Annotated in this window: 12 protein-coding genes; 7 read left to right on the forward strand and 5 right to left on the reverse strand. The window is 72.5% G+C overall.

The window, feature by feature from the left end; genetic code table 11:
* The first annotated feature begins 30 nt into the window (after positions 1-30).
* Positions 31-1,290, forward strand: coding sequence for a pyroglutamyl-peptidase I (locus AC3ETA_RS00215; RefSeq protein ID WP_432190739.1), 1,260 nt, complete (start codon positions 31-33; stop codon positions 1,288-1,290).
* Here the strand turns inward: AC3ETA_RS00215 and AC3ETA_RS00220 are convergent.
* Positions 1,280-2,074, reverse strand: coding sequence for an EI24 domain-containing protein (locus AC3ETA_RS00220; RefSeq protein WP_432190740.1), 795 nt, complete (start codon positions 2,072-2,074; stop codon positions 1,280-1,282). The two genes, AC3ETA_RS00215 and AC3ETA_RS00220, sit on opposite strands and share 11 nt — an antisense overlap.
* A 69-nt stretch (positions 2,075-2,143) precedes the next feature.
* The gene (locus AC3ETA_RS00225) at positions 2,144-3,007 is read right to left on the reverse strand and encodes a serine/threonine-protein kinase (RefSeq protein WP_432190741.1); all 864 of its coding nucleotides are present in this window, start codon (positions 3,005-3,007) and stop codon (positions 2,144-2,146) included.
* Between the two features lie 164 nt (positions 3,008-3,171).
* On the opposite strand from AC3ETA_RS00225, the gene AC3ETA_RS00230 reads away from it, so the two are divergent.
* The gene (locus AC3ETA_RS00230; RefSeq protein ID WP_432190742.1) at positions 3,172-5,790 is read left to right on the forward strand and encodes a M14 family zinc carboxypeptidase; all 2,619 of its coding nucleotides are present in this window, start codon (positions 3,172-3,174) and stop codon (positions 5,788-5,790) included.
* A gap of 9 nt (positions 5,791-5,799) precedes the next feature.
* A complete protein-coding gene (locus AC3ETA_RS00235) occupies positions 5,800-6,951 on the forward strand; it encodes a serine hydrolase domain-containing protein (protein ID WP_432190743.1) in 1,152 nt (383 codons plus the stop codon).
* Positions 6,952-7,028: 77 nt separating this feature from the next.
* Here AC3ETA_RS00235 and AC3ETA_RS00240 read toward each other — a convergent pair whose 3' ends face one another.
* Positions 7,029-7,448 carry an organic hydroperoxide resistance protein gene (locus tag AC3ETA_RS00240; RefSeq protein ID WP_432190744.1) on the reverse strand — a complete coding sequence of 140 codons (420 nt, stop codon included), beginning with the start codon at positions 7,446-7,448 and terminating at the stop codon, positions 7,029-7,031.
* A gap of 97 nt (positions 7,449-7,545) precedes the next feature.
* Positions 7,546-8,544: an NADP-dependent oxidoreductase gene (locus AC3ETA_RS00245; RefSeq protein WP_432190745.1), complete on the reverse strand. Its 999-nt coding sequence runs from the start codon at positions 8,542-8,544 to the stop codon at positions 7,546-7,548.
* A gap of 131 nt (positions 8,545-8,675) precedes the next feature.
* On the opposite strand from AC3ETA_RS00245, the gene AC3ETA_RS00250 reads away from it, so the two are divergent.
* On the forward strand, positions 8,676-9,134 hold the full coding sequence (locus AC3ETA_RS00250; RefSeq protein ID WP_432190746.1) for a MarR family winged helix-turn-helix transcriptional regulator: 459 nt from the start codon (positions 8,676-8,678) through the stop codon (positions 9,132-9,134).
* 162 nt (positions 9,135-9,296) lie between these two features.
* Positions 9,297-10,622, forward strand: coding sequence for a diacylglycerol/lipid kinase family protein (locus AC3ETA_RS00255; protein WP_432190747.1), 1,326 nt, complete (start codon positions 9,297-9,299; stop codon positions 10,620-10,622).
* A gap of 72 nt (positions 10,623-10,694) precedes the next feature.
* Here AC3ETA_RS00255 and AC3ETA_RS00260 read toward each other — a convergent pair whose 3' ends face one another.
* Positions 10,695-11,813: an SCO2400 family protein gene (locus tag AC3ETA_RS00260; RefSeq protein ID WP_432190748.1), complete on the reverse strand. Its 1,119-nt coding sequence runs from the start codon at positions 11,811-11,813 to the stop codon at positions 10,695-10,697.
* 313 nt (positions 11,814-12,126) lie between these two features.
* Between AC3ETA_RS00260 and AC3ETA_RS00265 the strand changes: the two genes are divergently transcribed.
* A complete protein-coding gene (locus AC3ETA_RS00265; protein WP_432190749.1) occupies positions 12,127-13,290 on the forward strand; it encodes a mandelate racemase/muconate lactonizing enzyme family protein in 1,164 nt (387 codons plus the stop codon).
* Positions 13,287-14,300, forward strand: coding sequence for a zinc-dependent alcohol dehydrogenase (locus AC3ETA_RS00270; RefSeq protein WP_432190750.1), 1,014 nt, complete (start codon positions 13,287-13,289; stop codon positions 14,298-14,300). Before AC3ETA_RS00265 ends, AC3ETA_RS00270 begins: the two co-directional genes overlap by 4 nt.
* The last annotated feature ends 100 nt before the right edge of the window (positions 14,301-14,400 follow it).

Here is a 14,400-nt window from a genome sequence, read left to right on the forward strand (position 1 = left end):
CCCCACCGTGACGGAAGGACCGGAACTGCCTTGAATTCCATACGTGTTCGGATCGGCGTCCTCGGACTGGCCCTGCTGGCCGGCCTCTCGGCCCCGACGGCGGGCACCGCTGCCGCCGCCGGGACTCAAGCGGCGCCGCCGACCGTCGAGGAGCAACGGCTCGACAGGGCCGTGCCCCAGGAGATACTGCGCCGCTCCGGATTCGACGCCCCGGCCGCGCGGTTCGCCCGCGACCTCAAGGCGGCGCACTCGTACGCGCAGGCCCGCCATGTCGTCGAGCGGACGGGGTCGGCGCTGTGGCGCAGGGCCGTGGACCGGGCGCAGGGGCGAGGATCGGCTGCGGGGGATCTCAGCCGGGACGACGATCGGCCGTTGTACTGGGCGCGGTTGTCGATGACGCGCGAGGTGCGGACATGGGAGCCGGGCTTCGGGCTGGGCGACGGGCAGCGGGGCGCGCTGCTGGACGCGCTGGAGCGGACGTCGCGTGGCCAGACCGACATCCGGTATCCGCACGGCGATCTGAAGCGGATCCTGGTCACCGGCTTCGACCCGTTCACGCTCGACCGTGACATCCGTATCTCCAATCCGTCCGGGGCCACCGCGCTCGCCCTCGACGGCACGGTGATCGAGACGGCGGACGGGCCGGCACGGGTGGAGACCGCCGTGTTCCCGGTGCGCTGGCAGGACTTCGCCGAGGGCACGGTGGAGCGGACACTGCGGCCGTATCTGAAGCGGGCCGACCTGTTCACGACCGTGAGCCAGGGCCGGGTCGGGCGGTTCGACGTCGAGCGGACCAACGGGGCCTGGCGGGGCGGCTTCCCGGACAACGACAACGTCTCCCGCACCGGGACCGTGCCGGTCGCCGACCCGGCCTCGCAGCCGCAGTGGACGACGACGACCCTGCCGTACGCGAAGATCGTCGCCGCGGACACGGGCCGGTTCCCGGTGTACGACAACACCAGCGTGACCGAGATCCCGGCGGGCGGTACGCAGGCCGTGGTCCGGCCGGACGGGCCGACGCCCGGCTCGACCGCGCGGGCCGGGGGCGGCGGGGACTACCTGTCCAACGAGATCGCCTACCGGGCGACGCTGCTGCGGGACCGCCTTGGGCTGCACGACACGCTGCCGGGCGGGCATGTGCACACGCCGGTGCTGCAGTTCGGGGCGGGCAACACCGACCCGGCGACGGGGTCGGTGACCGACCCCGAGTTCGTGCGGAACCGGCTGGACATCATCGCCCAGGTACGGACGATCCTGAGGGTGGCGGCCGGCAGCCCGGTCACCGGCTGACGCTCTGCTGGTCGGGCGCGGGCGCCCCGTCCTCCTGGGTCTCCTCACCCAGCAGCTCCCGCGCCATCAGCGTCGCCCCCGCGACCGCGCCCGGCATCAGGAACACCGCGACGAAGGGGATCAGGAAGGCTGCGGCCAGGGGCGTGCCGAAGCCCCAGACCAGGGTCTTGCGGGAGCGCATCAGGGTGAGGCGGTCGCGGAGTTCGACACGGCGGCGCTGGAGGGCGACGGCCGTGAGTTCCTCGGTGAGGAAGAAGCCCGTGACCACGACACCGAGCACCGGAACGACCGTCTGGCCGACGACCGGGGTGAAGCCGAGGGCGAAGAGCAGCACGCCCCACAGGGCGGCGCGCACCACGATCCGCAGGCTGTCGCGGCCCGAGATCCACAGCTCGCGCCAGAGCGGCAGACCGGACTCGGGTGCCGTGCCGTCCGGGGAGACGTCCCGGTCGACCTTCTCGGAGAGGTTCTCATAGAAGGGCTGGCCGATCAGGAGCGTCACGGCGGTGAAGGTGACGACCGACAGGAGCAGGCCCAGGGTGAACAGCACGGCGGTGAGGAAGCCGCGGAACAGGCCCTGCCAGGGGCTCGACCAGTCGTCGGCGAACGGCGTCGACCAGGACACGAAGTCCTCGCCCCACAGCGCGAGCGCGACGAGCGCACCCCCGTAGAGCACCAGGGTGATCAGGCCCGGGATCAGCCCGAAGCCGTACTGCTTGCCGTGCCGGGCCACCCATCGCTGGCCCTTGAGGAGATACCTGAAACCGGCACCAAGATCGCGCATGGCAAGAACTCTAGCCGGGGCGTGTCACACCTCAGTCACAGCCGTTTCGGGGCCGGGTCACCATGCCCTCTACGCGGGACTGACGGCCACCACGACCCCCGGCTCGACGGCCGGGCTGACCGCCGCCGACACCCGCACCGCGACCCCGCGTGCCACGCGTCCCGTGCGCGAGGCCCCGGCGAGCAGGATCGGCTGGAGGCGTTCCAGTCCGGCCACGAGGAGTTCCTCGCCGGCGATCAGGGCGGGGCGGGCGGCCTTGGCCGTGGCCGCCGCCGCCTCCGTGAGATCGGCAAGCGGCGGGAGAGCGGCGCGGACGACGTTCGCGCCGGCGGCGGCCGTCCGCTCGGCGAGGGCGACCTGGAGCGGCATCAGCGGGGCCGGCGCGGCCGTCAACGCGTCCGCGATGCGGCGCAGTTCGGGCGACGACTCGCGCAGCACCTCCGCGGCGGCGCGCAGCAGCGGGGTCACGGCGAGCAGGGCGCCCGCGGCGACACCCGCCGTCGCCGGCAGCAGGGGCGAGGTCGCCTCGACCAGTTCGCCGAGCGCCGCCGCGAACTCCTCGATCGCCGGCTCCACCGCGTCCAGCACCGGCAGCAGGCTGTCGCCGAGGGCCGCGAGAAGGGCCTGCGCCGGTTCGCTCACCGGGTGAACGGCGAGGGGCGCCCCGCTGGTGCCGAGACGGGTGAGCGTCTCGACGATGCGGTAGAAGGCCTCCTGCGCCTGCGGGGAGGCGCTGGCCTCGGCGAGTTCGGCGGTGGTCTGCCGCAGAACGCGCAGTACCTCGGCGCCCGATCCGTCCCTGGGGTCGAAGGTGTTGAGCGCGATCCGGGTGAGGTTCCCGGCGGTGTCCAGGAGCTGGCCGGTGATGTCGGTCGTGCTGCGCGCCATGCGGAGTACGTCGTCCCTGCTGGGGAGCGTGGGGATCGTTGCCATGAGCCCTCCTCGCCTTGCACACCCGGGCCCTCAGCATGCCCGGTCCGGGTGCCCCGGCATGGGCCGTCCGGGGCATCCGGGACACCAACTCCCTCTTGTTGCGGTTGAGTCGAACAGGTACACCTCGCCGTACCGATCACAGGAAGTTCCCGGAGGAGGTACGCGTGCGCATCACGAGAACCGTTCCTGCGAGACCCGTTCCGATCACCGCCCTGGTCCTTGCCACGGCCGGCTCATTGCTGCTCACCCCGCAGACCGCCGTCGCCGAGCCCCGACCGCCGGTCCACCGCGAGGCCGCGCCGGAAGGGCCCGCCGCACAGACGCCCCTGAGCGCGGCCCGGCGGGCCCTGGCCGGCGCGGCGAATTCCGAGGCCGCCGCCGAGTCCACCGCCGAGGCCGCCGCGGAGTCCGCCTCCGCCGCCGTGCTCGGCGACGACAGCCGCGGCTATCCCCGTCGCCAGGTCCTCGCCCCCGACCCGGAGAACCCGGCCGACAGGTCCATCAAGCTCGGTCTCGCCCCGTACCACGCCATCGCGCCGAAGCTGAACGCCCTCCAGGCCCTCGGCGACCGGGTGAGCGTGGAGGTCGCGGGGCGGTCGGCGGGCGGGCACCGGCTGTACCTGGTCACCGTCACCGCGCCGGAGAGCGCCCGCCGGGCCCGCGCCCAGGCCCGCATGCGCGAGCTCATCGAGAACGCGCCCGCGCTCGCCGCCAAGTCCCCCGGGATCAAGCGGGACTACAAGGCGCCGGTCTTCCTCAACAACAACATCCACGGCAACGAGTGGGAGGGCACCGACGCCTCCCTGAAGCTCATCGAGCGGCTCGCCACCGCCGACGACAGCGCCACGCGCGACCTCCTCGCCCACAGCCGGCTCTACTTCAACATCACCGCCAACCCCGACGGCCGGATCGCCGGGACCCGCGCGAACGCGGGCGGCTTCGACCTGAACCGGGACTTCGTCACCGCCTCGCAGCCCGAGGTGCGGGCGATGCGGCGCATCATGATCGACAAGCAGCCGGCCGTCATGCTCGACCTGCACGGCTACGTCAACGGCACCCTGATCGAGCCGACCACTCCCCCGCACGGCGAGAACTACGAGTACGACCTGTTCCTGAAGAACACCTACGCAGCCGCCCTCGGCATGGAGGCCGCCGTCAACGGCCTGGGCTACACGGCCGGGAAGGACGGCGTGCAGCCCGTGCAGATCCCGTTCCGGGACCAGGAGGAGGGCTGGGACGACTGGCCGCCGATCTTCACCCCGCAGTACGCGGCCTACCACGGCACGGTCGCCGCGCACACGGTGGAGATCCCGATGCGGGTGAACAACGCCGACTACGCCCATCTGCCCGTCGCCGAGCTGCGTCGCCGCTCCGCCATCAACGTCGACGTCGCCGGGGCCGCCCTGCGCGCCACCCTCGACTTCGTGCGGACCCGGCACGCCTCCCTCGTCGCCGACCAGATCGAGGTCTTCCGGCGCGGTGCGACGGGCGCCGCGCAGGTCCCGGTGTCCGAGGAAACGGTCCCGGGCGTCCCCGGCATCGGCCCCGAGGACGTCTACACGACGACGTTCCCGCGCGCCTACGTCATCCCGGCCGGCCGCGCCGCCCAGCGCTCGGCGACGGCCGCCGCCCGACTGGTGGACCACCTCCTCGCCAACGACGTCCGTGTCACCCGCGCACCGCACGGCTTCCGGCTCGGCTCACGGACGTACGCGAAGGGCTCGTACGTCGTCGACCTGCGCCAGCCCAAGCGCGGCCTGGCGAACGCGCTGCTCGCGGACGGGCGGGACATCAGCGACAAGGTGTCGGTGATGTACGACATCTCGGGCTGGAGTCTGGGCCGGCTGTGGGGCGCGACGGTGGAGCCCGTGACGCGCGGGAGCCTGGCCGGCGCCGGGCTGCGGCCGGTGTCGGCCGCGGCCCGGGTCGGGTACGTCGCCCCGCGCGGCGACCTGCGGCTGCGGCTGGACGACCCGCGCGAGGTCGCGGCACTCAACTCGCTGCTCCAGCAGGGTGTCACGGCACGCCGGGCGGCCGACGGCAGTGCGATCGTCCCGGCGTCCGCCCGCGTGAGGGCCGAGGCGGCGGCACGGACGTACGACGTCGCCTTCGACGCGACGACGGCCAAGGGCACGGCCCCGCTGCACCGCACGCGAGTCGCCGCCGCCGTCACGCCGGGTGAGCTGCTGGCGCTGCGGGAGATGAACTTCGAGGTCACTCCGGTCTCGCCGGGTGTGCTGAACGCCGGGTTCGACTGGTCCTCGGTGGACGTGCTGTGCGTGTCGGCGGGGCTGGACCACGGCGATCTGAACGACGGCGCCCGCAGCGCTCTGGACGCCTTCCTGGACGGGCACGGGCTGGTCGGACGGGGTGCCACGGGCGCCGAGCTGAACGCGGCGGCCGGGCTGCTGGCCGTGAAGCCGGTCGAGGGCAACGGAGACGCCAACGGCGTGGTGCGGATGGCGAACTCCGGCAGCGCCCTGATGAACGGCGCCCCCTCGCACGGCTTCGTCTACGCGCCCGTGTGGTTCACCGACCTCGGCCCGGACGTCCGGGTGGAGCAGTCGTACGCCACCGGCAATCCGCTCGTCTCCGGGCACTGGCGGCCGTCGCAGGACGGCACCGGCGGGCCCGCGGACGCGGCGGGGCGGGCCGCGGTGGTCAGCGGGCCGCAGGCGGTCCTGTTCGGCACCGAGCCGATGTTCCGGGATCATCCCAAGGGGGAATTCGCCCAGGTCGGAAGGGCGTTGTTCAGCATGGCGGACGCCACCGGCACCAGATGAGGAGAGCGGATGACGCAAGGAATCCACGGCACCGTCGCGGACGGCTTCGAGCCGGTGCGCGAGGAGTTCGCCGCGTTCGTGGCGGGTGAACTCCCCGACTACGAAGGACAGTTGTGCGCCTATGTGCACGGCCGGAAGGTCGTCGACCTGTGGGCCGGTGACGGCTGCGAGGCCGACTCCCTGCACGGCGTCTTCTCCTCCACCAAGGGCGCCGCGTACCTCGTGGTCGCGCTGCTCATCCAGGAGGGCACGCTGGAGCCCGACCGGAAGGTGACGTACTACTGGCCGGAGTTCGGGGCCGAGGGCAAGGGCGGCCTGACCCTGCGCGAGCTGCTCTCGCACCGGGCCGGGGTGGTCGGCCTTGACGCCGGGTTCACCGGGGCGGAGCTGGCCGACGACCGCGCGATCGCCGAGCGGCTCGCCGACCAGCGGCCGTTCTGGCGGCCGGGCACGGCCTTCGGCTACCACGCGTTCGTCATCGGCGCGCTCGTCGGCGAGGTGGTGCGCCGGGCCACCGGCCGCACCCTCCAGGAGGTGTACGAGGAGCGGATCCGGGCGCCGTACGGCCTGGACTTCCATCTCGGGCTCCCCGAGGAGCTGGAGCCGCGCTACCGCTCGGTGCAGCCGATGGCGCCGACGCCGGAGCAGCAGGCGGTGCTGGACGCGACGCCGACGGGGCCGCACACCCTGGCCTCGATCGCGTTCAACACGCATGTGCCGGGGGCCGGTGAGCTCGTGGACTACCCCAACTCCCGCGCCGTGCGGGCGAGCGGTCCGGCCTCGGCGGGCGGTGTGGCGTCCGCGCGCGGGCTCGCCGGGATGTACGCGGCGGCGATCAGCGAGGTGGACGAGCGCCCGCCGCTGCTGAAGCCGGACACGATCGCCGAGGTGGGCCAGATCCACTCCACCGGGTACGACCTGGTGGCCCGGGTCCACAAGTCCTTCGGCCTTGGGTTCCAGGCGGTCTCCGACTACGTCTACCCGTTCCTGGGCGCGGGCTCCTTCGGCCACAGCGGCGCGGGCGGCTCCCAGGCCTTCGCCGATCCCCGCAGCGGGCTCGCCTACGGCTACACCCGGCGGCGGTTCGCCTGTCCGGGCGGCGCGGCACCGGAGAACGACCGGCTGGTGCATGCGGTGCACCGGGCGGCGCTGGCGGGCTGACGGCGGACGGCGGACGGCAGCACAGAGGCCGCACCCCACGTCCAGGGGTGCGGCCTCCGCTCGTGCAGCGTGCGACCTCAGAGGAGCGTCACGCTGATGTTGCCGCGCGTCGCCTTCGAGTACGGGCACACCTGGTGCGCCTTCTCAAGCAGGTCCCGGGCCGTGGCGGCGTCGACGTTCGGGATGGCCGCCGAGATCTCGACGACGATCCCGAAGCCGTGGTCGTTCTTGCCTATGCCGACCTTCGCGGTGACGGTCGAGCCGGAGATGTCGGCCTTCTCCTGGCGGGCGACGACGCCGAGTGCGCCCTGGAAGCAGGCGCTGTAGCCGGCGGCGAACAGCTGCTCCGGGTTGGTGCCGGCGCCGCTGCCGCCCATCTCCTTCGGCGGGTTCACCACGACGTCGAGCTTGCCGTCGTCGGTGGCGACCCGGCCGTCGCGACCGTTCTCGGCGGTGGCGACGGCCGTGTACAGGACGTCGGACTGCTGGATGGTCATGCGGTGTCTTCTCCTCCTCGGTCCGCCGCGACTCGCGCCCACGATCGACGACGGTTTCGGAAAGAAGTTACCGCATACCGGAAATCTACAGAAGGCGTCAGAGCTTGACGATCATCTTTCCGATGTTGTCGCCGCGCAGAACCCCGAGGAACGCCTCCAGGTTGTTCTCGATGCCCTCGACGACCGTCTCGCGGTACTTGAGCTGCCCCGAGGCGACCCAGGGCCCGACCTCCTGGACGAACTGCTGCTGGAGGTCGTAGTGGTCGCCGACCAGAACGCCCTCGACGCGCAGCCGGTTCTGGAGGATCTTGACCATGTTGCGCGGGCCGGGGGTCGGCTCGGTCGAGTTGTACTGCGAGATCATGCCGCAGATCACGGCCCGGCCCTTGAGGTTGAGGGCGCCGATCGCGGCCTCCAGGTGCTCGCCGCCGACGTTGTCGAAGTAGACGTCGATCCCGTCCGGCGCGGCCTCCTTCAGCTGCTCCCACACGGGGCCGTTCTTGTAGTTGAAGGCGGCGTCGAAGCCGTACTCCTCGACGAGCAGCTTGACCTTCTCGTCGGAGCCGGCGGAGCCGATGACCCGCGAGGCGCCCTTGAGCTTCGCGATCTGGCCGACCTGGCTGCCCACGGCACCCGCGGCGCCGGACACGAAGACCGCGTCGCCCTCCTTGAACGCACCGACCCGCAGCAGACCCGCGTACGCGGTCAGGCCGGTCATGCCGAGGACGCCGAGGTACGTGGACAGGGGCGCGGCCTCGGGGTCGACCTTGACGGCGGCCGTCGCGTCCATGACGGCGTACTCGCGCCAGCCGAAGAAGTGCAGGACGTGGTCGCCGACCGCGAAGCCCTCGGCATTGGAGGCGACGACCTCGCCGACGGCGCCGCCCTGCATGACCTTGCCGAGCTCGAACGGCGCGGCGTAGGACTTGGCGTCCGACATGCGTCCGCGCATGTACGGGTCGACGGAGAGGTACTTGTTCCGTACGAGCACCTGGCCCTCGCGGGGCGTGCGGATCTCGGTCTCGACCAGGGCGAAGTCCTCGGGCTCGGGCCAGCCGACGGGGCGGGAGATGAGGTGCCATTCGCGGTTGGTCATGGGGGTGCGCCTTTCCGGTCTACTGCATCTGCTGCGATCTTCTGCGTCTGCTGCGAAATTTACTTCAGCATCTGAAACAACCATGCTCCTGAATATTTCAGGATGTCAAGTAACGGGGTTACCCTGAGACCATGGCCACTCCACACAAGACCCGCCGTCCGGATGAACTGACCCTTGAAGTCGTCGACCTCATCGGTTCGGTCGTGGCCCGGTACCACGAGGAGTACGAGGAGGCCGCCGCCGAGCACGCGCTGACCGGGGCGCAGGCGCGGCTGGTGAGTCTGCTGTCGCTGGAGCCGTTGCCGATGCGGAAGCTGGCGCAGCGGTTGCGGTGCGAGCCGTCGAACGTGACCGGGATCGTGGACCGGCTGGAGGCGCGGGGGCTGGTGGAGCGGCGGCCGGATCCGGCGGACCGGCGGGTGAAGCTGGCGGCGGTGACGGAGGACGGGCGGACGGTGGCTCGGGGGCTGCGCGAGTCGCTGCGGTTCGCCCGGGAGCCGCTTGCGGGGTTGTCGGGGGAGGAGCGGTTGGCGCTGCGGGATCTGTTGCGCCGCATGCTGGGGGTACCGCAGCAGGATGTGCCGCGGTAGGTCATCGTTCGGGTGCCGGTCCGCGGTGGCTGGTCGCGCGGTTCCCCGCGCCCCTGGGGGCGACGGGCCCGCAGACGCGAGACGCCCCCCGCCGCACATCCCCCGGCGGGATCACCCTGTGCAGGTGATGTGGTGCCGGGGCGGGCGCGGTGGGATGCGTTCGTGGGTGGTGAACGGGGTTCGGCGCGGCCGCGGTGGGCGGCGCGGCTGGCGTTGCTCGTCGCCGCCGGGGCGCTCTTGCTGGTGCTGACCGCGGCCGGGGTCAGCAGTCTCGGCCTGCTGGTGGTCGGGCTGGCGGGGCTCGTCGTCACCGCTGCCGCCCTGTGGTGGACGCTGTCGCGGCGGGGGCTGGTGCGGGCGCTGGCTGCCGTGCTCGCGTTGCTCACGCCGGGTGCGGTGCTGCTGGCGTACTCGGCGGTGGGGCTGCTGTGGGCCGTGCTGTCGGCCCTCGCGCTGTGGGCCGTCGCGGCGCTGATCGGCCGGGCCGCCCTCGCGGCGGACGCCGGGCACGCCGGGGAATGGACCCGGTCGACGCCCCCGCCCAGGGCACCGTTCCTGATCATGAACCCCCGCTCGGGCGGCGGGAAGGTCGGCAGGTTCGGCCTCGTGAGGAAGGCGCGGGCCCGCGGCGCCGAGGTCGTCGTACTGGACCCGGCACATCCCCAGGACGTCGAGGAACTCGCCCGCCGGGCCGTCGCGGAGGGGGCCGATCTGCTGGGGGTCGCGGGCGGCGACGGCACCCAGGCGCTGGTGGCGGGGGTGGCCGCCGGGCACGGTCTGCCGTTCATGGTGATCTCCGCGGGCACCCGCAACCACTTCGCCATGGACCTCGGCCTCGACCGGGACGACCCCTCGAAGTGCCTCGACGCGCTGACCGACGGCGTCGAGCTCCGTGTAGACCTCGGCCTGATCGGTGAGCGCGTGTTCGTGAACACCGCGTCCTTCGGGGCGTACGCGGCGGTGGTGCAGAGCCCCGCGTACCGCGACGACAAGGTGCGCACCGTCCTGCGGGAGCTCCCGGACCTGCTGACCCATCACACGGGCCCGCGGCTGACCGTGCGGGCGGGGCAGGTGGCCATCGACGCTCCCCAGGGCGTGCTGATCAGCAACAACCCCTACGCCCTCGGCGACGCGGCCGGTCTGGGCCGGCGGCCCCGGCTGGACTCCGGCGCCCTCGGCATCCTCGGGGTCAGCGTCGACAACGCCGCCCAGGCGGCCGGGCTGCTGCGCGGCCAGCAGGCACGCGGACTGACCTCACTGGCCGCGGAGGAGGTGGTGGTCCGCTCCGACGCGCCCGACGTCCCGGTCGGCGTCGACGGCGAGGCCCTGCTGCTGCCCGCTCCCGTGGTGTGCCGTGTCATGCCGGGCGCGCTGCGCGTGCGCGTACCGCGCGACCGGCCGGGTGTGCCCGACGCGAAGCCGCCGGTCGACTGGCGGGCCCTGCGCCGGCTGGCGTTCCCACGCCGGGCCGGGGGCACCACCGGGTGACGTCACCGCGGCGAACGCCGGTCACTCACCGGAAGCACCCGGGTGACGTTCACCGAGGCGAACGCCGGCCGCTCAGGTGCACCACCACAGGAACCGGTTGCACGTCTCGGACGGCGCCGGGTCCGGGGTCGGGTCCGAGGGGGTCGGCTCGGTCGTCGGCGTCGGGCCCTCGGCCGAGGTGGGGGTGGGAGCCGGGTCCTGGGTGGACGGGCCGGAGCCGCCCGTCGTGGCGGACTGGGGGTCCTTGGACGGGGTCTTGCCGTCCTCGTCCTTCTTGTCCTTGTCCTTGGGGGACTTGGAGACCGAAGGGGAGGCGGAGGGGTCCTTCGACGACTCACCCGCGCCCGCTCCGGCGCTCCCGTCCGTCGCGTCCGCCGAGGGCGACACCTCCGACTCCGCGGCGCCCTTCGCCGACTCGTCCCCGGCGGCGGCCGGCTGGGCGCTCTTGCCCGGGGCGTCCATGCCGAGTTCCGCGAGGCTGAGGCCACCGGCCGCGAGCACGAACCCGGCCGTGATCAGCAGGACCCGGCGACGGCGGCGCCGGTGCGCGGCGGCCTTGCGATCGCGACGGCTCGCGCCGCCCGCCTCGGACTCCTCGTCCACGTCCGCGTCGTCGTACTCGTCGTCGTACTCGTCGTCGGCTTCGTACTCGTACTCGTCCTCGTACTCGTTCTCGGCGGACTCGCCGTTCTCGGCGGACTCGCCGGGCTCCTCATGGCCGCGTCTGCGTCCACGGCCGCGCCGCCGCGCCGCCCGTCGTGCGGCACGCCCGCCGACCGGTGCGTCCGCGGCGACCGGCTCGGCCTCCGGAGCGTCCTCGGGCTCCGCGGCCGACTCGGCCTGCTGAGCGCTCGGTTCGTCGTGACGCCCGTCGTACTGGGCACCGACGTACTGAGAACCGCCGTACTGAGCACCGCCGTACTGAGAACCGCCGTACTGAGCACCGCCGTACTGGCCTTCGCCGGGGTGCCCGCCGTACTGGCCCGTGCCGTACCCGCCGCCGTACTGCCCCGCGCCCGTGTACCCGTCGTACCCGCCCTGGCCCGCGGCTCCCGCGGGCCGTTCGGCCGGCTGCGGGTAGGCCTGGTTCGGAGCACCCGCGTACACCCGGGGCTGTTCGACCGCGGCGCCGCACCCCGGGCAGGCGAGGGCGCCATTCAGGTGCCGTCGGCACGGGTGGCAGTAGTCCATGACGCGGGAAGACTAGGTTCCGCAGACGCACAGTTCCTAGTCACGGCTGTGAAAGTTCTGTATGAAACAAGCCGTTCGTACATGGCGAGTTGACGGATATGCGCGGACACGCCAGAGACGCCCTCCACGCTCCGCGACGGACTGCCCGAAATCCGTATCGAAAGCGGTGTCGAAACCGTTATGCGTTCGACCCATTGACACTCCGACCACCCTCTCCCTACTGTCACGTCAGCATTTCGAACGTGTGACGAAATCTCGAACATGCTCGAATGCGACGTCACATGAGCCGACGACGCAGCAAGGGGCTACTGCCGTGCGCATCACCGGAATCAGCACACACGTGGTCGGGACGCCGTGGCGCAACCTGACCTACGTCCAGGTGCACACCGACGAGGGAGTCACCGGAGTCGGCGAGACCCGGATGCTGGGCCACACCGACGCGCTGATCGGCTACCTGCGGGAGGCCGAGGCCAACCACATCCTCGGTTCGGACCCGTTCGCCGTCGAGGACCTCGTCCGCCGCATGAAGTACGGCGACTACGGCCGGGCCGGCGAGATCGTGATGTCCGGCATCGCCGTGATCGAGATGGCCTGCTGGGACATCAAGGGCAAGGCCCTCGGGGTGCCGGTCTGGCAGCTCCTGGGCGGCAAGGTCACCGACAAGGTCAAGGCGTACGCCAACGGCTGGTACACCACGGAGCGGACCCCGGAGGCGTACCACAAGGCCGCCCAGGGCGTCATGGAGCGCGGGTACCGGGCGCTGAAGATCGACCCCTTCGGCACCGGGCACTTCGAGCTCGACCACGAGCAGTCGCTGTACGCCGTCTCGCTCATCGAGGCCGTGCGGGATGCCATCGGCCCCGACGCCGAGCTGATGCTGGAGATGCACGGCCGCTTCTCCCCCGCCACCGCCGTACGGCTCGCCAAGGAGCTGGCGCCCTTCAAGCCGGCCTGGCTGGAGGAACCCTGCCCGCCGGAGAACCTCAAGGCGCTGGAGAAGGTCGCCGCCAAGGTCGACATCCCGGTCGCCACCGGCGAGCGGATCCACGACCGCATCGAGTTCCGTGAGCTCTTCGAGAGCCAGGCCGTCGACATCATCCAGCCCGATGTCGGCCACATCGGCGGCATCTGGGAGACCCGCAAGCTCGCGGCGACGGCCGAGACCCATTACGTACTCGTCGCGCCCCACAACGTCGGCGGCTCCGTCCTGACCGCCGCCTCCCTCCAGGTCGGGTTCACCTCCCCGAACTTCAAGATCCTGGAGCACTTCAACGACTTCGCCGACGCGGAGATCAAGAAGGTCGTCAAGGGCGCGCCCCAGGTGAACCCGGAGGACGGCTGCTTCCACCTCTCCGACGCCCCCGGCCTCGGGGTGGAGTTCGACGCCGACGCCGCCGCCGAGTTCCCGCAGCAGCAGGCCCGCTTCGACCTGTGGGCCGAGGGCTGGGAGCAGCGCAAGCCCAAGGGCACGCAGTGAGCACCGCCGTCGTCATCGAGGCGCCGGGCGAACACCGGCTCGCCGAGCACACGCCGCGTGCGCCGGAGCCCGGCGAGGCGCTGGTGCGGGTCCACGCGGTCGGGATCTGCGGCAGCGACCGCGAGGTGTACCAGGGCAACCGGCCCGAGGGGTACGTCCGTTACCCGCTCACGCCGGGGCACGAGTGGTCCGGGACCGTGCGGGCGGTCGGGGCCGGGGTGCCCTCCGATCTCGTCGGCCGCAAGGTCGTCGGCGAGGGGTTCCGCAACTGCCAGGTCTGCGACCGCTGTCACGCCGGTGAGACGACGCTGTGCGGCGCAGGCTACGAGGAGACCGGGTTCACCCAGCCCGGCGCCATGGCGGCCACCCTCACGCTCCCCGCCCGGCTGCTGCACGTCCTGCCGGACGACTGCGACCTGACCGCCGCCGCCCTGCTGGAGCCGGCCGCCTGCATCGCCGCCGCGGCGATCAAGGCGAACGCGCTGCCGGGCGAGCGGGTGGCCGTGGTGGGCACGGGGACGCTCGGGATGTTCGCCGTCCAGTTCCTGCGGGCGGGTTCGCCGGCCGAGCTGCTCGTGGTGGGCACGCGACGCGACCGGGAGGCGCTGTCGCGGCAGTACGGCGCGACCGACTTCCGCACCAGGAACGCAGAGGGGCCGGCGCTCCCTGACGACTTCGACGTCGTCATCGAGACCGCCGGGTCCGCGGACGCGGCGCGGGTCTCCGCCGGGCTGCTGCGGCGCGGCGGGCGGCTGGTCCTCACCGGGATCCCGGCGCCGGGCGCGCAGGGGCTCGACCCGACCGATCTCGTCGTACGGCAACTGGAGGTGCACACCGTGTTCGGGGCGCCGCCGGACGCCTGGGCACACACGGTGCGCGTGTTCGCGGCCGGGCTGCTGGATCCGCTGCCACTCATCACGCACGAGCTGCCGCTGGCGGAGTTCCCGCAGGCGATCGAGCTCGTCGGGTCCGGCGACCCGAAGGTGGGCAAGGTCCTGCTCCGTCCTTGAGTGACCCCGGGAAGGTTCGGGCACGCGCTTTCCCGGCGCCCCTCAGCCGTACGCCGGTACGGGGGCAACCTGACGGCCCCCGTACCGGCGTACAACCAGC

It is taken from the genome of Streptomyces sp. bgisy027 (genome assembly GCF_057710365.1).

Bases quoted from the DNA above. Each gene is read 5' to 3' on its own strand.
- AC3ETA_RS00235 (WP_432190743.1), top strand. From the start codon at position 5,800: ATGACGCAAGGAATCCACGGCACCGTCGCGGACGGCTTCGAGCCGGTG.
- AC3ETA_RS00220 (WP_432190740.1), bottom strand. From the start codon at position 2,074: ATGCGCGATCTTGGTGCCGGTTTCAGGTATCTCCTCAAGGGCCAGCGA.
- AC3ETA_RS00250 (WP_432190746.1), top strand. From the start codon at position 8,676: ATGGCCACTCCACACAAGACCCGCCGTCCGGATGAACTGACCCTTGAA.
- AC3ETA_RS00240 (WP_432190744.1), bottom strand. From the start codon at position 7,448: ATGACCATCCAGCAGTCCGACGTCCTGTACACGGCCGTCGCCACCGCC.
- AC3ETA_RS00260 (WP_432190748.1), bottom strand. From the start codon at position 11,813: ATGGACTACTGCCACCCGTGCCGACGGCACCTGAATGGCGCCCTCGCC.
- AC3ETA_RS00225 (WP_432190741.1), bottom strand. From the start codon at position 3,007: ATGGCAACGATCCCCACGCTCCCCAGCAGGGACGACGTACTCCGCATG.
- AC3ETA_RS00245 (WP_432190745.1), bottom strand. From the start codon at position 8,544: ATGACCAACCGCGAATGGCACCTCATCTCCCGCCCCGTCGGCTGGCCC.